Source organism: Gemmatimonas sp. (assembly GCF_036405635.1).
Lineage (GTDB): Bacteria > Gemmatimonadota > Gemmatimonadetes > Gemmatimonadales > Gemmatimonadaceae > Gemmatimonas.
Map to the genome: position 1 here is coordinate 45,904 of NZ_DASWXE010000038.1, position 20,050 is coordinate 65,953.

General features: G+C 65.1%; 21 protein-coding genes and 1 tRNA gene. 12 read left to right on the forward strand and 10 right to left on the reverse strand.

What is annotated here, in order from left to right; all coding sequences use genetic code 11:
• Positions 1 to 45: 45 nt before the first annotated feature.
• Entirely contained in the window at positions 46 to 333 is a 288-nt protein-coding gene (locus tag VGE27_RS02675; RefSeq protein ID WP_331048084.1) for a mersacidin/lichenicidin family type 2 lantibiotic, read from the reverse strand.
• A gap of 202 nt (positions 334 to 535) precedes the next feature.
• Here VGE27_RS02675 and VGE27_RS02680 point away from each other — a divergent pair, with 202 nt between their 5' ends.
• The 6 genes from VGE27_RS02680 to VGE27_RS02705 all read left to right on the forward strand — a co-directional run bounded on the left by VGE27_RS02680 (position 536) and on the right by VGE27_RS02705 (position 8,170).
• Entirely contained in the window at positions 536 to 859 is a 324-nt protein-coding gene (locus VGE27_RS02680; RefSeq protein ID WP_331048085.1) for a metalloregulator ArsR/SmtB family transcription factor, read from the forward strand.
• 61 nt (positions 860 to 920) lie between these two features.
• Entirely contained in the window at positions 921 to 1,784 is an 864-nt protein-coding gene (locus tag VGE27_RS02685; protein ID WP_331048086.1) for an arsenite methyltransferase, read from the forward strand.
• 136 nt (positions 1,785 to 1,920) lie between these two features.
• Positions 1,921 to 2,259 carry a hypothetical protein gene (locus VGE27_RS02690; RefSeq protein ID WP_331048087.1) on the forward strand — a complete coding sequence of 113 codons (339 nt, stop codon included), beginning with the start codon at positions 1,921 to 1,923 and terminating at the stop codon, positions 2,257 to 2,259.
• Positions 2,260 to 2,478: 219 nt separating this feature from the next.
• Positions 2,479 to 3,876, forward strand: a complete 1,398-nt coding sequence (locus VGE27_RS02695) for a TolC family protein (protein WP_331048088.1) — start codon at positions 2,479 to 2,481, stop codon at positions 3,874 to 3,876.
• A complete protein-coding gene (locus tag VGE27_RS02700; RefSeq protein WP_331048089.1) occupies positions 3,873 to 5,054 on the forward strand; it encodes an efflux RND transporter periplasmic adaptor subunit in 1,182 nt (393 codons plus the stop codon). Before VGE27_RS02695 ends, VGE27_RS02700 begins: the two co-directional genes overlap by 4 nt.
• A gap of 8 nt (positions 5,055 to 5,062) precedes the next feature.
• Positions 5,063 to 8,170: a CusA/CzcA family heavy metal efflux RND transporter gene (locus VGE27_RS02705; protein WP_331048090.1), complete on the forward strand. Its 3,108-nt coding sequence runs from the start codon at positions 5,063 to 5,065 to the stop codon at positions 8,168 to 8,170.
• Positions 8,171 to 8,239: 69 nt separating this feature from the next.
• Here VGE27_RS02705 and VGE27_RS02710 read toward each other — a convergent pair.
• The 3 genes from VGE27_RS02710 to VGE27_RS02720 form a co-directional block, all read right to left on the reverse strand.
• Positions 8,240 to 8,312: transfer RNA gene (locus VGE27_RS02710), tRNA-Phe, on the reverse strand.
• Between the two features lie 77 nt (positions 8,313 to 8,389).
• A complete protein-coding gene (locus tag VGE27_RS02715) occupies positions 8,390 to 9,112 on the reverse strand; it encodes a hypothetical protein (protein WP_331048091.1) in 723 nt (240 codons plus the stop codon).
• 163 nt (positions 9,113 to 9,275) lie between these two features.
• Positions 9,276 to 9,881 carry a hypothetical protein gene (locus VGE27_RS02720; protein ID WP_331048092.1) on the reverse strand — a complete coding sequence of 202 codons (606 nt, stop codon included), beginning with the start codon at positions 9,879 to 9,881 and terminating at the stop codon, positions 9,276 to 9,278.
• 263 nt (positions 9,882 to 10,144) lie between these two features.
• Between VGE27_RS02720 and VGE27_RS02725 the strand changes: the two genes are divergently transcribed.
• Positions 10,145 to 10,879 (forward strand): class I SAM-dependent methyltransferase, encoded by a 735-nt coding sequence (locus VGE27_RS02725; protein WP_331048093.1) that lies wholly within the window; start codon positions 10,145 to 10,147, stop codon positions 10,877 to 10,879.
• A 47-nt stretch (positions 10,880 to 10,926) separates the two neighbouring features.
• Here VGE27_RS02725 and VGE27_RS02730 read toward each other — a convergent pair whose 3' ends face one another.
• The 5 genes from VGE27_RS02730 to VGE27_RS02750 form a co-directional block, all read right to left on the reverse strand.
• Positions 10,927 to 11,766 carry an AraC family transcriptional regulator gene (locus VGE27_RS02730; protein WP_331048094.1) on the reverse strand — a complete coding sequence of 280 codons (840 nt, stop codon included), beginning with the start codon at positions 11,764 to 11,766 and terminating at the stop codon, positions 10,927 to 10,929.
• An 8-nt stretch (positions 11,767 to 11,774) separates the two neighbouring features.
• The gene (queF, locus tag VGE27_RS02735; protein ID WP_331048095.1) at positions 11,775 to 12,170 is read right to left on the reverse strand and encodes a preQ(1) synthase; all 396 of its coding nucleotides are present in this window, start codon (positions 12,168 to 12,170) and stop codon (positions 11,775 to 11,777) included.
• A 262-nt stretch (positions 12,171 to 12,432) separates the two neighbouring features.
• Positions 12,433 to 13,359, reverse strand: a complete 927-nt coding sequence (locus tag VGE27_RS02740; protein WP_331048096.1) for a rhomboid family intramembrane serine protease — start codon at positions 13,357 to 13,359, stop codon at positions 12,433 to 12,435.
• Positions 13,360 to 13,395: 36 nt separating this feature from the next.
• Positions 13,396 to 14,430 (reverse strand): D-alanine--D-alanine ligase, encoded by a 1,035-nt coding sequence (locus VGE27_RS02745; RefSeq protein ID WP_331048097.1) that lies wholly within the window; start codon positions 14,428 to 14,430, stop codon positions 13,396 to 13,398.
• A 98-nt stretch (positions 14,431 to 14,528) separates the two neighbouring features.
• The gene (locus tag VGE27_RS02750) at positions 14,529 to 14,858 is read right to left on the reverse strand and encodes a hypothetical protein (protein ID WP_331048098.1); all 330 of its coding nucleotides are present in this window, start codon (positions 14,856 to 14,858) and stop codon (positions 14,529 to 14,531) included.
• A 195-nt stretch (positions 14,859 to 15,053) separates the two neighbouring features.
• Between VGE27_RS02750 and VGE27_RS02755 the strand changes: the two genes are divergently transcribed.
• The 5 genes from VGE27_RS02755 (at position 15,054) to VGE27_RS02775 (ending at position 18,769) form a co-directional block, all read left to right on the forward strand.
• A complete protein-coding gene (locus tag VGE27_RS02755) occupies positions 15,054 to 15,482 on the forward strand; it encodes a hypothetical protein (RefSeq protein WP_331048099.1) in 429 nt (142 codons plus the stop codon).
• A 109-nt stretch (positions 15,483 to 15,591) separates the two neighbouring features.
• Positions 15,592 to 16,119: an RNA polymerase sigma factor gene (locus tag VGE27_RS02760; protein WP_331048100.1), complete on the forward strand. Its 528-nt coding sequence runs from the start codon at positions 15,592 to 15,594 to the stop codon at positions 16,117 to 16,119.
• Positions 16,112 to 16,834, forward strand: a complete 723-nt coding sequence (locus VGE27_RS02765) for an isoamylase early set domain-containing protein (RefSeq protein ID WP_331048101.1) — start codon at positions 16,112 to 16,114, stop codon at positions 16,832 to 16,834. The genes VGE27_RS02760 and VGE27_RS02765 overlap by 8 nt, the downstream gene beginning before the upstream one ends.
• A complete protein-coding gene (locus VGE27_RS02770) occupies positions 16,831 to 17,562 on the forward strand; it encodes a hypothetical protein (protein WP_331048102.1) in 732 nt (243 codons plus the stop codon). The genes VGE27_RS02765 and VGE27_RS02770 overlap by 4 nt, the downstream gene beginning before the upstream one ends.
• A 25-nt stretch (positions 17,563 to 17,587) precedes the next feature.
• Positions 17,588 to 18,769, forward strand: a complete 1,182-nt coding sequence (locus VGE27_RS02775) for a hypothetical protein (RefSeq protein WP_331048103.1) — start codon at positions 17,588 to 17,590, stop codon at positions 18,767 to 18,769.
• Positions 18,770 to 18,801: 32 nt separating this feature from the next.
• On the opposite strand, the gene rocD is transcribed toward VGE27_RS02775, so the two are convergent.
• On the reverse strand, positions 18,802 to 20,022 hold the full coding sequence (gene rocD, locus VGE27_RS02780; RefSeq protein WP_331048104.1) for an ornithine--oxo-acid transaminase: 1,221 nt from the start codon (positions 20,020 to 20,022) through the stop codon (positions 18,802 to 18,804).
• Positions 20,023 to 20,050 lie beyond the last annotated feature (28 nt).

Below are 20,050 nucleotides of genomic sequence, written 5' to 3' on the forward strand. Positions count from 1 at the left end.
GGGGTGGTGGTGCCGCGGGCCGCACCTTCGGATCGATGTCCGCGACTATTTCAGAGCGCACACCATGTCGGTGGTCATCCAGACGCTCATGCACACGGAGGTGCAGATGGGCGCGCTCTCGGTGAACCCGCCACAGGCATTGGTGAATCCATGGCAGCAACCGAGACTGAGCAGGTATTCGGTGCGTGCTTCGCCACCGACGGCTGCGCCGACCTGTGGGTCGACGTTCTCGATGTGACCGGCCGGGTTGGCTGGGAGTGCGGCGAGGGTATCGTGGGGCAGGCTGTCGCGGAAGTGCTGATCTTTCCAGGCACGAATGAGCATATCGGTCATGGGGCGCTCCCATTGAGTGTGGTAGGTGCACGGGCGTTCGCGGCCATGTGGTGCGGCGCGGCGGCGGGTGAGGTGCGCCGTCATGGTGTCGCCGCGGTGTCATTGGACCGTCATTCGAGGGCGCACATTTGCGCAGTACCACCAGCATCCCATCGCCGCCGCAGTCGTCTTTACATATCAACATTTGTTGATATAATTGAACATGCCCCTCACGGCCCCTACTGCCACGCGTGCGGTCACCCTCTTCCACGCCCTCTCCGATCCCACTCGGCTCGCCATCCTCGAGATGCTGCGAGACGGGGAACGCTGTGTGTGCGAACTCCAGGATGAACTCGACGCCGCCCAGTCGCGCCTCTCGTTCCATCTGCGCGTGCTGCGCGAGGCCGGACTGGTCGCCGATCGCAAGGAAGGCCGCTGGTCGTACTACAGCATCCTGCCGGACGCCCTCACCGAACTGCACGATGCGGTGACCGCACTGCGCCCCTCGTTCGGCCGCCGACTCCCGTCCGCCAACTGCTGCGGATAGTCCGCCGCATCTGTCCTGTATCGTCGCATTCTATACATCAACATTTTTTGATGGAGTTCCTATGACCGCTCCGGCTGAAAACCTCACCAGCATCGTGCGTGCGAAGTACGGCGAGGCCGCACGTCGCGTCTTGAACGCCGAGGACGCCGCCAGCTGCGGCCCCACCAGCTCATGCTGCGGAGCCGCTGCCTTCAACGGCAGCGTCGATCCCATCACGTCCAACCTGTACGTAAACGGCGAAACCGCCGAACTCCCCTCCGCTGCCGTTCTCGCCTCACTCGGCTGCGGCAATCCCACCGCCCTCGCTGCACTCGAAGCCGGACAGACCGTGCTCGACCTCGGCTCCGGCGGCGGGATCGATGTGATCCTGTCAGCGCGGCGCGTCGGGCCCACCGGTAAAGCCTACGGACTCGACATGACCGACGACATGCTCGAACTCGCACGACGCAATGCCGCCGAAGCGGGTGTGCAGAATGTCGAGTTTCTGAAGGGGCAGATCGAAGCCATCCCACTCCCCGATGCCTCGGTGGATGTCATCATCTCCAACTGCGTGATCAACCTGTCGGGCGACAAACAGCGCGTGATCGCCGAAGCGTTCCGTGTGCTCAAGCCCGGCGGACGGTTCGCGGTGAGTGATGTGGTGGTGCGCGGCACCGTCCCCGACGATGTGCGGCGCAACATGGAACTGTGGGTGGGCTGTGTGGCGGGCGCGCTCGAGGAATCGGAATTCCACCAACTGCTGCAATCGGCGGGCTTCGTGAAGACCGATATCGAACCCACACGCATCTATCGCACCGAAGATGCGAAGCAGTTTCTCGTGGAGGCCGGACTCGATACCTCGAATCTCGCGGCGATGGAAGACAAGATCATGGCCGCCTTCGTGCGGGCGTCCAAGCCGATGCACATCGCATGCGCCATGCACTGATCTCCGACATGCAGACGATCCGAAACGCAGGGCTCCCCGAGGATTTCGCGATCTTCCTGCGTCATGGAGGAGCGGTTCCACTTGCCACACCTTCCGGTAACCACTACGGTCCAGTATCCCCTTCAACGACACTCAGTTGAATCGCTGGCGCCGTCTCATCGCGTTTCTCGTCATGTGCTGCCTCGCCGTGTATTCCGGCGAGGGACTCATTGCGGACGCCCATGATGGCGATGCGCGGCCGGCCGGCGTGGCGGTGATGTCCGCCCTGGGGAGCACGGCGCCCGTGCCGGTGAACGATCCGGTGCACGAACAGCATGCCTGCCACTGTCAGCATGCCCATGGGGCCGCCGACATTCTCCCGCTGGGAGACATCGAACCCGGTGCGGTCGTCCCCACCGCCCCCATCGTCCGCCTGACGCGGATTCCCGCGAGCACCCGTCTCGAGCCACAGCTCCGTCCGCCGATCGTCGGCTGACGTTGGACGAACCGTCCGTTGCGTGAGCCTCCGCAGCGCACAGGGCCTTGCTCGCGCGCGGTGCTGATCACCGCGCACTCCATCACAACCTGGTACTCGTCGAAGCCCGCCTGATGCATTGGCGTGCTGCGTGCGCGTGCACGATTTCGTGCATGGCCTCACGCGCACCGCCATGTACGCTGGCGCACGCCAGCGACGGGACCGGCCTGCCGTTCTCACATGTCGTTCGTTCGCCATTCCGTGGCGATGCGACGGCGCGCAGCCATGCCCCGCACGGTCATCCCGTGCACGGCCATGCTGCCCGCCGTACGCATCACCGTTGCCACACTCCTGTTGCTGCTGCTGGGCGCCACCCGCGCCTCGGCGCAACCCGGCCTTGCCGTTGCCGCGCCAGACACCGTGCGGCTCACGCTTGATCGTGTCCGCCAACTCGTGCTCACCAGCGATCCAGGATACCTCGCCGCGCGCGAGGAAACCGCGATCGCCCGTGGCGCCCTCAGGCAGGCGTCCATCCTGCCCTTCAATCCCGACCTCTCACTCGCCGCACCGGGCACGGGGCCCACAGCACCCCGCAATCCTCTCGAAGTCACGCTCAGCCAGGAAATCGAATGGGCCGGCCAACGTGGCCTGCGGCGTCGCGCCGCCAACGCGGCACTCACCGGCGCACGCGCCTCCGTGGGCAATTCCGCCCGCGAGCGTTTCGCCGAGGCCTCCGGCGGCTTTTTTGCCGCTGAAGCCTCGGCGCGCCGACTCGATGTCATGCGGGCCAGCGCCGAGTTGGGGCGACGGTTGCTGGAGGCTGTGCATCTGCAGCTGCGTGAAGGGGAGATCAGTGCGCTCGAAGCCAATCTCGCCGAAATCGAAGCGGGTCGTGCGCAGGCTCGCGTCATCAGCGAGCAACGACTGCTCGTCGCGCGTCAGGTGGAGCTCAAGCGCGCCCTCGGGCTTTCACCCGATGCGGTGGTGATGATCGAGCCATCGACAACCGATGCCGATTCCATCGCACCGTCATTGCCCGATTCGCTGGTGAGCGCAGCCATCGTACAGCGCGCTGATATCCGCGCGCTCGATGCATTGGTTGGGGAGACCGTTCTACGCGCCCAGTTCGCCAGGCGCGAAGCGCTACCCAATCTGCGACTGGGCTTGTACGTGGAGCAGATGCCCGGTGAAGCCGGGCTGCGCTACGGTCCGTCCATCGGGTTTGGCATTCCGCTCTGGAATCGCAACCAGGGCACCACCGACATGCTCACCGCACGCCGTCGTCAGGTGGAGCAGGAACGACGCGCTGCTGTGCTGCGTGCCCGTGCTGAGATCGTGGCGGCAGCCAACAACTACGCCGGCGCGGCCAGCGAAGTGGCCGTGTACGCGCGCACCGTGTTGCAGCCGGCCCGCACCAACAGTGCGCTGCTCGAGACCGCCTATCGCGCCGGCAAACTGCCGCTGCCCACGCTCCTGTTGCTGCGCAACCAACTGCTCGACGCCGAGCTGGGTTACTGGGACGCGTGGCTCACGCGTCAACGCGCACGCATCGACCTCGAATCCGCACTCGGTGGTCGTCCGGTCGACGACGCCGATGTGCAGCCTCTTTCCACTACGTCTCAGGACCCACGTCGATGATGTCATACACCTCGCCACGTCGTCGACTCGGCGTGCCCCTCATCGCGAGTGCATTGATGCTTGCACTGCTCGTGTCGTGCGGTGGCTCAAACAGTTCTGCGACTGACTCCACCACCGCCGAGGCCGAAGAGGCCTCCGCACCGGAGAGCGTCCAACTCGACTCCACACAGGTGCGCCTTGGCGGCATCGCGGTGGAGCCAGCGCCGTCGATCACCGCGAGCTCGCTGCCCGTCACCGGTGCGATCGGATACGACGCCAATCGTGTCAGTCATGTCGGTTCACGCACCGGCGGCCGCGTTGTCACGTTGCGCGTGGACCTCGGCGCGCGCGTGAGTCGCGGCCAGGCATTGGCGATTCTTGAAAGCCCCGAAGTGGGGCAGATCCGTTCCGAGGAGACTGAAGCGCAGGAGCTGGTGAAGATCGCCGGCGAAAACTTCGCGCGTGAACAGCGGCTCGCCGCGCAAGGCATCTCCAGTCGCAAGGAACTGCTCGACGCTGAAGCCGAGCTGCGTCGCCAGCAGGCGCGGCTGCGCAGTGCGGAATCGCGGCTCACCGTGCTCGGCGCCGGTCATGGCAGCGATGGACAGTTTGCGGTGACCGCGCCGTTCGACGGGGTCGTGGTGTCACGCGATGCCAGCCTCGGCGAGATGGCCACACCGCAGGACACGCTATTCACCATCGCCGACCTTGGACGCGTGTGGATCGAACTCGACATCTTCGAGCGTGACCTCGCCCGGGTGCGCGAATCGCAACGTGTCATCGTGCGCACCACGGCATATCCCGATCGCACGTTCGAAGGGCGCATTGTGTACGTCGGTCCCATACTCGATGTCACGCGGCGCACAGTGCGGGCACGCATCGAGTTGCCCAACCGCGATGGGGCACTCAAGCCCGGCATGTTTGCCGATGCCAATATCCTCGTGGGCACCGGTGGCACACCGGTGGTGGTGGTGCCGGTCGATGCGGTGCAGGACATGGACGGCCGCAAGGTGGTGTTCGTGCCAGGTGCGCGCGCCGGTCAGTTCGTTCCGCAGCCGGTCGAGGTGGGCGACACCGTGGACGGTGGCCGGGTGATCATCCGCAGTGGTCTTGCTGCTGGGGCGCCCGTAGTGGTGCGCGGTGCCTTCGTGTTGCGCTCCGAACTCGCCAAGGGCGAGATCGGCGAGCACGGACACTAGGAGATTCCATGCGCACACTCCTTTCAGCCGTGCTCAAGCAACGGCTCCTGGTGGCATTCCTCGTCGTGTTGCTCGTTGGTGTTGGGGTGTGGTCCACACTGCGATTGCCGATCGACGCGGTGCCCGATGTGACCAACGTGCAGGTGCAAATCAACACGAACGCCGCGGCGCTGTCTCCGCTCGAAGTCGAGCGGCAGATCACCCTGCCCGTGGAGCTGTCGATGTTTGGCTTGCCGGCACTCGAAGAGATCCGGTCCATCTCCAAGTTCGGCCTCTCGCAGGTGACGGTCGTCTTTCAGGAAGGCACAGACATCTACTTTGCGCGCCAGCAGGTGCAGGAACGCCTGCAGCAGGCGCGCGAAGACATTCCGTCCACGATCGGGCAACCCGAGATGGGTCCGATCTCCAGCGGGCTGGGCGAGGTATTTCAGTACGCCATCGTCGCCTCTGACCGTGTGCAACATGACGCGATCGAGCTACGCACCTTACAGGACTGGGTGGTGGCCACGCAGCTACGCAGCGTTCCCGGCGTGGCGGAAGTGAACAGCTTCGGTGGCTACACCAAACAGTACGAGGTGCTGGTGCGCCCCGAAGCGTTGCTGCAGTACGGACTCACACTGCGGCAGGTGCTCGATGCGGTGTCGGCCAACAACCAGAACGCTGGTGGTGGCTACCTCACGCAGGGCGCCGAGCAGCTGGTCATCCGCGGCGTGGGACAGGTGCAGAGTCTCGACCAGATTCGTGGCATCGTGGTCACCAGTCGCGATGGTACACCTGTCCGCATTGGTGACATCGCCGACGTGGAGATCGGCTCTGCCATCCGCCAGGGCGCGGTGACCAAGAACGGTGGCGGCGAAGTGGTGACGGGCATCGTCATGATGCGGATGGGCGCCAACGCACGCACCGTGGTGGCAGATGTGAAAGAGCGCTTCGCTGCAGCAGCCCGCAGCCTGCCGAGTGGCGTGGAACTGATTCCGTTCTACGATCGCACCGCGCTGATCGAGCGCACCATCGGCACGGTGGAGCGTAACCTGGTGGAAGGCGCCGTGCTTGTCGTGGCGGTGTTGTTCCTGCTGCTGGGGAATCTGCGGGCCGCCATCATTGTCGCACTGGCCATTCCGCTTTCGATGCTCTTTGCCGTGAGTCTCATGGTGAAGATGGGCATCGCGGGCAGTCTCATGAGCCTGGGCGCGATCGACTTTGGCCTGGTGGTGGATGGGTCGGTGGTGATGGTGGAGAACTCCATGCGAAGACTCGGGCATCGCAAGGAGGGTGAGTCTTTTGCACGCACCGTGCTCGACGCCTGCGTGGAAGTGGGACGCCCGGTGTTGTTCGGCGTCGGCATCATCATCGTGGTGTACTTGCCCATCCTCACGCTGGAGGGTGTGGAGGGGAAGATGTTCCGCCCGATGGCACTGACGGTGGTGTTTGCGCTGCTCGGCTCTCTGCTCATCACCTTTCTCGTGACACCGGTGCTGGTGTCGACGCTGTTGCGCGGCAAGGTGGAAGAGAAAGACGTGTGGTTCATTCGCCGCGCGAAAGCGATTTACGAACCCGCGCTGGAGTGGGCGCTCGCACGACAGCGGCGCGTGTTGGCGGGTTCCGGTGTGGCCGTGCTGCTGGCACTGGCGGCCACGCCGTTCCTTGGTGCCGAGTTCATTCCGCGTCTCGATGAAGGTGCGTTTGCGCTGCAGGTGTTGCGATTGCCCAGTGTGTCGCTGGAGGAGTCCGTGCGACAGACCACGCAACTCGAACAGGTGTTGCTCAAGCAGTTCCCCGATGAGGTGCAGGACATCGTGGCCAAGACGGGCCGTCCGGAGATCGCCACCGATCCGATGGGCGTGAACATCTCCGACATCTTCGTGATGCTGCACCCGGAGGAACGCTGGAAGGCGGCGAAGAACAAAGCAGAGCTGGAATCGAAGATGAGCGCTGCGCTGTCCGAGATTCCCGGTCTGGTGTTCAGCTTCAGTCAGCCTATCGAACTGCGGGTGAACGAGCTCATTGCCGGGGTGCGCTCCGACCTGGCCATCAAGATCTACGGAGACGATCTGCAGCAGCTGGGTCAGATTGCCGATCGTGTCGTCGCATCAGTCTCGAAGCTTCCGGGTGCCGCCGGTTTCAAGGCCCAGCAACTGGACGGATTGCCGCAGCTGCAGATCGCGGTCATTCCCGAACAGCTCGCACGACATGGCATCAACGCCGCGGACGTGATGCAGTCCGTGGAAGCGATCGGTGGTGTGCCGGTGTCACAGGTGCTGGAGGGCCAGCGACGATTCGACCTGGTGGTACGCTTTCCGGCGTCTGCGCGTGTGAGTCCTGCGTCGGTGGGGGCACTGCTGGTGAGTGCGCCGGGTGGTGAGCGAGTGCCGGTCGCCACACTGGCCCGCGTGGAAGTCGTGAACGGACCTGCCGAAGTGAGTCACGAGAACGGATCGCGTCTGGTGATCATCGAAGGCAATGTGCGCGGACGTGACATCGGTGGATTTGTGGCGGATGTGCGTGCGCTCTTTGATGACGGCACGATTCGCCTCCCACCGGGCTACCGCCCCGAGTTCGGCGGGCAGTTCGAGAATCTGGAGCGCGCGTCGGCGCGCCTGGCGCTGGTGGTACCACTTTCGTTGCTGCTGATCTTCGTGCTGCTGTTCGCCACGTTTCAGTCGGTGCGGCAGGCCGCGCTGGTGTTCACGGGCATCCCGCTCGCCACCGTGGGTGGTGTGCTTGCGCTGTTCCTGCGCGGCATGCCGTTCAGCATCTCCGCCGGCGTGGGCTTCATCGCGCTGTTCGGCATCGCCGTGCTGAATGGCGTGGTGATGGTGTCGTGCATGAACGATCTGCGCACGGAGGGTCGGGCACTTGCGGTGGCGGTTCGCGAAGGCGGCATGATGCGACTGCGGCCCGTGCTCATGACCGCACTGGTGGCCAGCCTCGGATTCATTCCCATGGCCATCTCCAGCGGCGCCGGCGCCGAAGTGCAGCGACCGCTCGCCACGGTGGTCATCGGCGGGCTGGTCACCAGCACCATGCTCACATTGCTGGTGCTGCCGATGATGTACCTGCTGGTTGAGGGCCGATGGCCGTCTTCGGCAGGACATGCCGACCAACACGACGCCTGACGGACAAGCAGGTGGCCAAAACAAACGGCCCGGCGTGAGTGATCACGTCGGGCCGTTCTGTTTGTGTAGTGGCTAGGGAGGGAATCGAACCCCCGACACGCGGATTTTCAGTCCGCTGCTCTACCAACTGAGCTACCTAGCCAAACCGGTACATGGTCGCCATGTACCGGGAGCCTTCGAATATATCAGGGCGCGCCGCAAAGGGAACCGCCCCCACACTCAACCCGCCTTGGGCCGACCCACACTCACCACGTGTGCATTCACGCCGTGGTTGATGCGCAGCCCGAACACGCCGTCCGGGTTCACGCGGGCGCGCGGCAGCGACGTCACCGCCGTGCCGTTCACGAGGAACCGCACGGTCTCGCCTCGCACTTCCACACGCAGATCGTTCTTCATGGCGTCGCCGCCGGCCTGCAGTTTGATCGCCGGCGAGGCCGTCCAGTCGGTGAGCGTGGTGAGCTTGTCGCCCTGTCGCTGCTTCACCAGAAACCGGCCGTCGTTGCGGAGCAGGAAATACGTGTAGCGCTGCGCAGCCCCGCCCAGATCGCTGCCACCCATGACCAGTCCGTACCCCTCGTGGTCGCGCCCCTTGGTGGGAAACAGAAAGATCGAGCTCTCCACCACGAAGTTGCCGCGGGCACTGCTGTCGGGGTGCCAGAGCAGCGCCGCCGCGCCACCGGTGGTCACGTGAAAGCCCGGCGTCATCTGCGCGAAGGCCACCGTGTCGGCGCCCGCCGCTCCGCCGGCGCCATGGCCGGCGTGCGCCGCGCCGCCGTCATATCGCACCTGCCAGCCGATGGGCCGTTTCCCTTCGTTACCACCCGTGAGGTGCTGCGGCTGAGACTTCTGCGTGCCCGATTGCGCACCCTGCTGCGCGGCCAGCGAAACGGCACACATGACGGACAGCACCCCGGCGACGAACACGGGCTGCATGCCTTTCATCCGAAACTCCATGACGCGTTCCTCGGCGAAGAACCTGGAAAGCCAGGCTGCATAACCACAAAGGGCGCTGGGCACCCGGATCTGGCCGAGCACACCGCGCCCTTCAACTGACGATTTTCAGGTGGTCCTGTCCAGTCCACGCTACCGGATGGAGCTGGCCAGACTACGGCTTCCGCTTGAGGGTCATCTCGAACATCCGCGTCCATGTCTTGCCGTCATCGGTGGACGTGTGTCCGATCTCATGCCACTCGTCGGCCGGTGTCTTGGTGATGGTGTAGCGGGTGCGGTGTCCGTCGGCTCCGGCATACCCCCAGATGAACCCGTCCGCACCTACCAGTTCGGCAGTGAACGACTGTGCCTGCCCAGAGCCGGACGCCGAGAAGAATGTGTAGCGACCGGTGATGCCATCGTAGGCGAACATGCCGGCGGCATTGAACACCAGCCGCTCGGGCTGGTCGGAGGCGGTCTTCATGGAGCCGCGACCCTGAATCATCAGCGCGGTGTTCATCGCCGCCCGCTGCACGGTTTCGCGCTGGGTGAGCGTGAAGCTGCGGCCACCATTGATGGCGGTGGCGGGCCCTTCCCACTCGCCCTCGAGCCACGCGAACCGGGCCATGGCCTCCTGCGCTGTGCGGAGGGTAGCCGCCCGCTGCTCCGGTGTCTGGGCCGCTGACGAGGACGAAAAGAGCCCGAGACCGGCCACCAGCAGCCCGCCGGCCAGCATCAGGGTTCGGCGCGAACGCGGAAGAATGGACTGAAAGAGGCGCACGGAATGACCAGGACAGAGGTAGGGGAACGGCAAGCGGCGTCATGACACCCAGGCGCGCCGGCCAACGCCTCATCTTCGCTCGAGACGCGAATTCCGTCTTGTAGAAATCCGACAATGGCGGTCCAGGTCACCGACGGCGACAGAAAGCGGTCCTTTCGCTCTTGCCGAAATACGGAATCCATGGCCACTTAGCGGCGTCGAGCGACCCGCCGCTCGCACAGTGCGCCTCAATCGGTCTTCAGTGACCACGATCGGATCAATTTTTGAGTCTCGAGCACACGCAAAAGACCTACGAGAAGCTGGGTCGCGAAGACCCGTTCTATGCCGTCCTGACGGATGAGCGCTTCCGCCACAATCGCTGGGATGTGCCCGAGTTTTTTGCGACGGGAGAGCGGGAAGTGGCCGAGGTGTTCGAGTACATCCGGCAGACGGAGCTCGTGGTGCCGCGCGGCCGGGCGCTCGATTTTGGCTGTGGCGTGGGTCGGCTCACCCAGGCGCTGGCCACGCGCTTTGACCGCGTGACGGGTGTGGACATCGCCGAATCAATGGCCGCCAAGGCGCGCGAGTTGAACCAGCATGGTGGGCGGGTGGAGTACTTCGCGAACGCGGTGGACAACCTGCGGTTCCTCGACGATCGCTCATTCGACTTCGTGTACAGCAGCATCACGCTGCAGCATGTGCCACCGCCGTCCAACGTGCGGTATGTCGAGGAGTTCCTGCGTATCCTGCGTCCCGGTGGCGTGGCGGTGTTTCAGGTGCCCAATGGCCGCGAGATACGCGATGGCTCATGGCAGGAGACGTTCTACAAACTGCGCCGTCAGTATTTTCGGCGCGCGTGGAAAATCGTGCGTGGCAAGCCGCCCTACGAAATGCACTACATCCCACGCTGCGTAGTGGAGCGCACGATTGCGGCGAACAGTGCGCGACTGGTGGACACAAAATCGTTCGGTCCTTCAGGGCGGCAGAACAACTTCCGCTACTTCGTGATCAAGCACTGAACGCCATCGCGGGCCGTGTGGTGCGACCTGTTTCGTCGCACCACGCGTCAGTCGACCAGCCCGCCGTGTTCGATGGTGTCCAGGCGATCCTTGAGGCGCTTGGGCGAGAACTTCGTCAGTCGTGTCACTTCGCGTGACAGGTGGGCCTGGTCACTGTACCCCGATTCGGCGGCCACGCCTGACCAGCCCATGCGCTCGGTGAGCTGCTCTTCGACCACGCGGCGCAGCATACCACGTCCGCGTCGCACCTGCGCGAACTGTTTGGGCGTGATTCCCACCAGCGTCACGAAATGCCGCTGCAGCGTGCGCGGATGCACACCCACCGCCGCCGCCACCTCCGACATGCGCTGCTGCCCATTGCTCGTCACCAACAAATCGACTGCCTGACGCACCGCCTGCGCCATGGCCGAGCGCAACACGTCCTGCGCGCGCGTGGCCCGTTCGGCGAGACGCGCGGCGATCCATGCATCGTAGCAACGGTGCACCGCGTCTTCATCGGCACACGCAGCCACCTGCGCACCCAGCGCGTACGCGTCGTCGCCCAGCACATCCCGTGCGTCGAGATTGCGATCGCACAGCAGTGATGGGGCCACATCCAGAAACGCCGCGCCGCACTCGGGACGGAACCGTACGCCACGCGAGCGCACGCCTTCCCGCAGCGGCACTTCGTACGGCTCGAGCATGCCGGCATGCACACGCGCCGTGATCAGCGTGGTGCCCTGGCACACGAACACCAGCGTCACGCAGCCATGCGGCCACACGCGGTGCACAAACGGATTGGTGGGGAGCTCGAACACATCGAACCCCCAGTATGCCGCCGCCACGGGCTGCGCGTCGGCACCCGGTGGTGTCTCGACATATCGCAACCCGCGCGCGGCGTCGTTCATTGAGCGACCTACTTGGCCTTCACGTGCTTCGCGGTGATGATGCTCTTGAGGCCACCACGCACTTTGAAGTCACCCACGACAGTCATCGCGCGCGGCGACACCGCTTCGACGAGATCATCGAGAATGCGATTGACGACACGCTCGTAAAAGATGCCGTCATTGCGGAAGCTCCAGAAATAGAGCTTGAGACTCTTGAGCTCGATGCAATGCACATCAGGCGTGTACGTGATGCGGATGGTGGCAAAGTCCGGCGCGCCACCCTCGAGCAACTTGAGTTCGATCGCGTCCGTTTCGACACCGCCGAGTGGACACAGCGACGTGAACTCGTCGGTCTCCATGTAGATCTCGTAATCCCGGTCGGCATAGGGATTCGGAAACTTCTCCAGCAGTTCAGGCTTGGGCATATGCCAAATGTAGCAAGCAAGGACAGAGTTCAGAAATCAGAGGTCTGAGTGCACGGGGCGAGTGCCTGCCTGCTCAGAACGACGGGGAGACGCTACCGAAGCCCTCGGTGCCTGTCGAGAGCGCCACTTCCCCCGCGGACGAAGTGCTCAGATCTCTCACCATCTAGGATGGTCTGGTCTCTCACCATCTATATCCGTCAGGTCTCGGAGCTCTGAAATCAGATCTCAGACTTCTGAAACCGGAGTCCTGCGGAACACCCTCTTACTGTTCGTTCCGCAGTTTCCGCGACCACTCGTCCAGCAGTGTCCGCTCTTCTGCGGTCAGGCTGTCGATGCCCTCAGCGGCAATCTTGTCGAGCACGTCGTCAAAGGCCGTCTGTGACGCAGGCGATGAGACCGCGGCGGGCGAAGGCCGGGCCGGAGCGGTGGGGCGCACGCGGGCCACGGCGGCCTTGCTCTGCGCGACGATGTCGTCGATATCGCGGTCGCGCTCACGCGGACGATTGCTCGACTTGGGCACGGCACGCGGTGTTTCGTCGCCGTAATCGGGTGCTGGCGCGATCCCGCGGCGGAACCGGTCGAGACTCCCGGCACTCGGCGCGCGCAGATAAATCCAGCCCGCCACCATGCCGCCGATATGCGCCGCGTACGCGGTGCCACCCAGACTGCCCGCGTCCACCACAGCCATCGTGATGTTGATCAGCGCCATGAACACCACCAGCCAGCGCACCTTCATGGGCACCACGCCGAAGAACAGCACTTCGTCGTCGGGCCAACGCGACGCATAGGCTACGGCCACACCGAGAATGGCCGCCGACGCACCCACCAGCGTGCCGCCGTTGCTCTGGAACAGGTAGTGGAAGGCCCAGCCACCGAGCCCGCACCACAGGTAGTACCAGGTGAAGGTGCTCGGCCCCCAGGCGCGCTCCACACGCGGACCGAACAGCCACAGCGTCCACATGTTCAGCAACAGGTGCATCAGGCCACCGTGCACGAACATGTAGGTGCCCACCGTCCACAACGACCGCGACGCGAGATCACCGGCCGAGTAGCCAAACCAGCGCGCCATGTTGGCATCGCCGACCAGCGTGGCCTGCACGAAATACACGCCCACGCAGAGCCCGATCAGCCAGTAAACGGCACTCGGATTGCGCGTGGACTCGAATTCGTCGTAGGTCGCGTACGCCATGGGAGGGGACGGGGTCTCTTGCGTCTCTGCTACGTCTCAGCGCCCTGCGAGCGCCAATTGCACGATGCGTTCACACAGATCGGGAAACAAGACGCCCGCCGCGGCAGCCGCCTGTGGAATGAGACTCGTCGGCGTCATTCCCGGCAACGTGTTGGCTTCCAGACACCACGGCTGCCCCTGGGGGTCCAGCCGGAAATCGATGCGGGCATATCCCCGCAGCTTGAGCGCCAGAAACGCCCGCCGGGCCTGATCCGCCAGCTTGGACTGCGCTTCGGGCGACAGTTCGGCCACGAACTCCTTGGCCATCCCCGGGGTGTACTTGCACTCGTAGTCGTACAGCTCCTTCACCGGTTGGATCTCGATGGTCGGCAGCACGTCGTCGCCGAGGATGCCCACCGTGAGCTCCTGACCGGGCACGAAGCGCTCGATCATCACCTCGTCGTCGTAGCGGAACGCCTCCGTCACTGCGGCCGCCAGCTCGCCCGGCGCACGCACGATGGACAGCCCCACCGTGCTCCCCTGCTTGGACGGCTTCACCACCACCGGCCAGTCGAGGTGTCGGCCCACGTCTTCCGCGTCCAGCACCTCATCGGAACCGGGAGCCGGCGCCATGATCCAGTTGGCGGTGGCCACGCCGGCAGAACGCAGCACCACCTTGCTCAGGTGCTTGTCCATGGCGAGCGCGCTCGCGAGATGTCCGCTGCCGGTATAGGGTACGCCCACCATGTCGAGCAGCGCCTGAATGGTGCCGTCTTCGCCCTGACCGCCGTGTAGCGCCAGGAAGATGCAGTCGGCCTCGGTCAGCTCGGGCAGGGTGCCCAGCACGGGCGACAGCGACCGGGATTCGAGCCCGGCCAGCGCCTCGAGCGACGGGGGCGCACTGCCGACACCGGCCGCCAGCAGCGACCGCTCGGTTTCGCGCGTCAGAACCCCTTCGGCCGGGTCGAGGCAAATGACTTCGTGCCCCTTCTCCCGGAGTGCCATGGCAATCCGGAGCCCGGAGGACAGCGAGACGTCACGTTCGGCGGAGACACCGCCGAGCAATACGGTGATGCGGAGCGACTTGACCATGCACAAAGCTACCGCGAATGGCCGAATCCACTATGCGGCACGTTGTGATCCGTATCGCATTTCGCGTCAGCGAGCCTGAGCTGTCGGAACCCAGCGCCTCAGCGCCGGTCGAACTCCAAGGCGTCTTCGAGGGCGAAGCGCACAATGCGCTCGATGGTGGCCGTATCGGGCACCCGTTCCCATTCCCGCAGCACCACGATCCGGTCGAACGGGTCGAGCGTGACATGGCGGCTGGCGATTGGCGCCTCGGGGTCGACCGCAATCCACGCCTGCCAGAGGGTCAGGCCGCGGGCATTCACCACCACACCATGGGCATCTTCCCAGGTGGACGCACGGGGGTCGGCAAAGAGTGCTGCCAGGCGCCCGCGGCTGTATTCGCGGAGCGGCTCCCCAAGGGCGTCGGTGAACTGTTCGATAGCGTGGATCATGTGTGGCAAGACAGGTCGACGGCGAGGCGTCGGACGGCATCGCCCGGGTTGCCCGCCTTGCTGTGCAGACGGGGGAGGGGGGCCGAAGTAACAGATGAGCTTCAGCTCACCCCGGGATTTGGTCCCGGTGACAGGCATGATGGGCCCCGGGTATGGCGGGCTGACGGATCGAAACAACCCTCAGCCCGGAATTCCATGAACACCCGGTACTTCCTGTCCCTTTCCCTGGCCGCGGCCGCGCTGACCGCGTGTGCTGGCTCCACGGCGACGGACAGCCTCGCTGACGGGACCAAGAACTCTCCGAACGGCAACGGTCAGATCGTTGCCGGCTCGGTGGAGGTCAAGGCGACCCGTCCGAACCTCACGCTGCGTAACACCACCGAGACCGTGGTGGGCTACATGGTCGTGGACAGTGAGATGGCCACGGTGGCCCTCTTTCCGCCATGCGACCAGCGATGCCCGCAGATTGTGCAGGGGGCTTCGGCCACCGTGCCCTATACCGCCATCGCGGGCTACACCAACGCTTCGAAGGCAGCAATCGTCATGTGGTGGACGTACCGTCGCGGCGCGGACGGTACGTTGCAGCCGGACGGTGGTGTGCAGTCGTCGCGCGTGACGCTGTAGGCGCCACGTACGGCGTCAGCCGCTTCATCAACGCAGTTCTTTCGCAAGACCGCATCTGATTCGGGTACCACGGGACGTGCAATCGCTCGACGCAGGAACACTTCACCTTGTGCTGCAACAGGCACGGCATGGCGATCGCGCAAGCTTCGCCAGGCTGGTGGAACACTATTACCCGCGCGCGTTGCGCTTCGCCCTGCAGATGCTGCATCACCGTGAAGACGCGGAGGAGGCCGTGCAGGATGCCTTCCTCCGTGTCCACGACAACCTGGCGCGGTTCCGCGAGGATGCACCGTTCGATCCGTGGTTCTTCCGCATTCTCGGGAACCGTTGCCGCACACTCATGGCGAAGCGCAAGCGACACCATGAGACCTTCGAATACGGCGACGTGCCGGTGGATGCCGCCAGCGACGCCGAAACAGACATTCCCGACGAAGGGTTTGTTCGCGACGTGCACAAAGCACTCGCGCAGTTGCCATCAGAACAACGTGAAGCCTTCCTGCTTCGTCACGTGAACGACATGGACTACGAAGAGATGACCATCGTGACGGGTGCAAAGGGCTCCACACTCCGCATGCGCGTCAAGCGCGCCATCGACACGCTGCGTGTCGTGCTGCGGGAGGGTGCGATCCATGAATGACCGGTTCCGTTCCGAGGGTGGTGCGCCATCCTCGGCAGACTTTCACGAGGACGATCGCCTGCTTCGTCAGGTGCGGGCCGCCCTCTCCCCGATGCCCGACGTCGATCGACGGGCCATCGCCCAGATTCTCACCGCGGTGGCCGACCGCAAGCGCACGCCCTGGCAGCGCTTCCTCGGTCGCCTCGAAAGTGCCCGTGAGTGGTGGCAGTTCTCCACGCCGCCCCTCGCTCGCGCCGGCGGCATGGCCGCGCTGGCCCTCACCGTTGGATTCGTGGCCCGCGGGTACCTGCTGCGCCCCGATGCCCGTATCGACGGACGCGCCGACAGCAGCATGGTCGCCACGGGGGTCGCGGCTCCGCAGGCCGATGGCCCGACGGTGAACCCCATGCCGCAGACCACCACGCTGCACGCTGTCGAAGGCGCGGCCGATGTCGCGGCACTGCCCATCCCGGTGCAGTTCATGCTCGACGCCCGCGACGTGGCCGGTGGTACCGCCGTCAGCCTGGTGGGTGACTTCAATGACTGGGACGTGAACGCGGTGCCGCTCACGCTCGACAATGGTGTCTGGAGCACGACGCTGCCGCTGGCCCCCGGCCGCCACGTCTACGCCTTCGTGGTGAATGGCAAACGCTGGATCGCTGACCCGCGCGCGCCGCAGGCCCCCGACGCCGACTTCGGTCGCCCGGGGTCGGTCATCCTGGTGCGTAATCCGTGAGGATGACGACCATGGTGCACCTCCCCACTCTCCCCCGCACACTGCGCTCCCTGCTGGTTGGCGCCGTTGGTGTGCTGATCCTCGATGCCGCGGCCACGACCACGCTGGCCGCGCAGGATGCCGCCGCGCCGTACGAAGCCATCGACGACGTGGATGCCCGCGCCGCCATTCGCACCCTGATCGCCGATGCCGCGGCCAAGGGACTGCCGACGTCACCCCTGGTGACCAAGGTGCGCGAAGGCATCGCCAAGCGCGCCACGCCCGATCGCATCCGCAATGCCACGTCGTTGCTGGCCGAACGCATGACCAAGGCGTCCGCCGCGCTGGCGCCCACGCGCTCGGCCGAAGAACTGGCGGCCGGCGCCGATGCGCTGCAGGCCGGTGTCCCGGCCAGCACACTGCGTGACATGCGCAAGTTGTGGCCCGGCAAGCCACTGACGGTGCCCCTTGGCGTGCTGTCGGAAATGGTCGCCAGCGGCGTGTCGCAGTCCATCGCCACGCGCCGTGTGCGCGACCTGCTGCTCAAGGGCGCCACGTCGGCGCAGTTTGCTTCGATGGGCACGGATGTCCGCAACGATATTGCGTCGGGACTCGCGCCGGATGCCGCCATGGAGCTACGCTCCAAGGGTGTCATTTCCTTGCTCAATTATCAGGCCCAGGTTCTCAACGGCATGGTGCCCGCCACGCCGGCTCCCATCCGACCGGGCGCTCCGCCTCCAAAGAAGTAGTTCGTCCTTTGCAGGCCCCCTGACGATGCATGCGCTCCGCGCGTGCATCGTTTCGGCATTGATGCTGGGGCTGGGCGCCGTTCGCACTGTGCGCGCTCAAAGTGGTCCGCTGGTGTGGGTGGACCTGGGCGGCGCGCGCGTACAGCAGCCGCTCAGCACACAGCGTTCTGCAGCCTCCATGGGTGGTGGCATCTGGAAGCAGTTCCGGTCATTGGGCATTGGTGGTGATGCTGCCATGACCTTTGCCGACGACAGTGCGGCCGCCGCACAATGGGTACTGCGCACGTCGTTCGCGCCGTCGTGGATGCGCTGGTCGCGCACCGATGTGGATGTGAGCGCGACCACCATCGGTCTGGTGATGCCCGGAGCCAATGGCAACCGCAGCTTTCATGCACGGCAACAGGTGCAGCTGGGGCCCATCGGCTTGCACGGCGGCGGCGGCGGTGGTCGCACCTCGCGAATGGCGCTGCAAAGCAAGGGTCACGCGTGGGTGGGCGGTGTCACCGCTGGGGTGCGCGGATGGCAGGCCGGCGTATCCGTGCAGCGCTCCTACACCGACGACTACCAGCTGATGGAAGCGTCGAAGATCTTCCTGTCCCGTCAGGCCATGCGCTACTCATTGCATGACGTGACCGGTGACCTGTCATATCGCTCTGCGCGCGTGCTGCTGGCTGGTAGCATGGGGCGTCGCCGCGGACTCGCCGAGACCGAGGGCACGGCGCGCAGCTATTCCCTGAGTGCCGGTTGGCAGTTCACGTCGCAGCTCATGGTGATTGCGCAAGTCGGTGAGCAGATGGCCGATGTGGTGCGTGGTGTGCCGCAGGCTCGCTACGCAGGTGGTGCACTGCGCTGGACGCCGCGTCTGTCGCGCCCGCGGATGTCGCTGACGTCATCCAGTACCTCGTCAGCGGTGCCAGAACTGCGTGGCCCCGAAGTGCTGTTGGTGCGTGGGGAAAGCGGTGGCACCATCGAGCTGCGCATTGCCGCGCCCACGGACGCCGTGGTGGAAGTGGCGAGCAGCCTGAGTGGGTGGACGGCATCCCGCGTGCCCCACAACGGCGATGCCTTCCTGCACCGTCAGACGTTGCCCAGTGGCACGCATCGCATCGCGGTGCGCGTCAACGGCGGCGCTTGGCGGGCACCGCTCGGCCTCGCGTCCGTGGAAGACGATCTCGGGACGCGTGCGGGACTGGTGGTCGTTCCCTAGTCAGGTAGTCGGCCGCGCGGCCTGTCGTGCGGTCAAACCGCCGGCGCAGCAAACACCTCGCGCAGCTGCTGCACGGCCCAGGCCAAATCGTCCTCGCTCACCACCAGTGGAGGCGACAGGCGTATCACATGGTCGTGTGTCTCCTTGCACAACATGCCGCGCGCCATGAGGGCTTCGCACCACGGCCGCGCCGAGCCACGCAGTTCGATGCCCACCAACAGGCCGCGACCGCGCACATCGACGATGTCCGGATGTGACAACGACTGCACCTGTTGCAGGAACCACGCCCCGAGCCGCGCACTGCGCTCCGGCAGCTGTTCCTCCTGCAATACCCGCAACGCGGTACGCGCCACGGCACACCCCAGCGGATTGCCACCGAATGTGCTGCCGTGGGAACCCGGTCCGAACACCTCCAGCACATCGCGGCGCGACACCACCGCGGATACCGGATAGAACCCGCCCGACAGGGCCTTGCCGAGTACGAACATGTCCGGCTTCACGCCTTCATGATCGGAGGCGAACATCGCGCCGGTGCGACCAAGCCCCGTCTGGATCTCGTCGGCAATGAGCAGCACGTCGTGTTCGCGGCACAGGTCAGACAGCGCACGCAGGAAGCCTGGCGGCGGAATCAACACGCCGGCTTCGCATTGAATGGGCTCCACCAGTACGGCGCACACGTTTCGGTTCATGAGCGCCCGCACAGCGTCGATATCACCGAATGGTGCCAGCACAAATCCCGGGGTGAACGGGCCGAATCCCTCTCGGTACGAGGGCTCCGACGAGAAGCCCACGATGGTGGTGGTGCGGCCGTGAAAGTTGCCGTTGAACGCGATGATGGTGGCCCGTCCGTCGGGGATGTCCTTGGTGCGATAGCCCCACCGACGCGCCGCCTTGATCGCTGTTTCCACCGCTTCGGCGCCCGTGTTCATCGGCAGCACCATCTCCATGCCACACACGGTCGCGAGTTCCTCGCAGAACGGACCCAACTGATCGTTGCGGAACGCCCGCGACGTCAGCGTCACGCGCGATGCCTGCTCGATCATCGTCTGCAGAATGCGCGGGTGGGCATGACCATGATTGATGGCCGAGTACGCGCTGAGGCAGTCGAGATATCGTTTGCCGTCCAAGTCGGTGACCCATGCGCCCTGCGCGGATGCGATCACCAGATTGAGTGGGCGATAGTTGTGAGCACCCCACCGGTCCTCGCGCGCGATGAACGCTTCCGTGGCGTTGAGCGTCGTGGACAGTGTCATGGTGGAGCTCCTCCTGTACGGCGTGCTG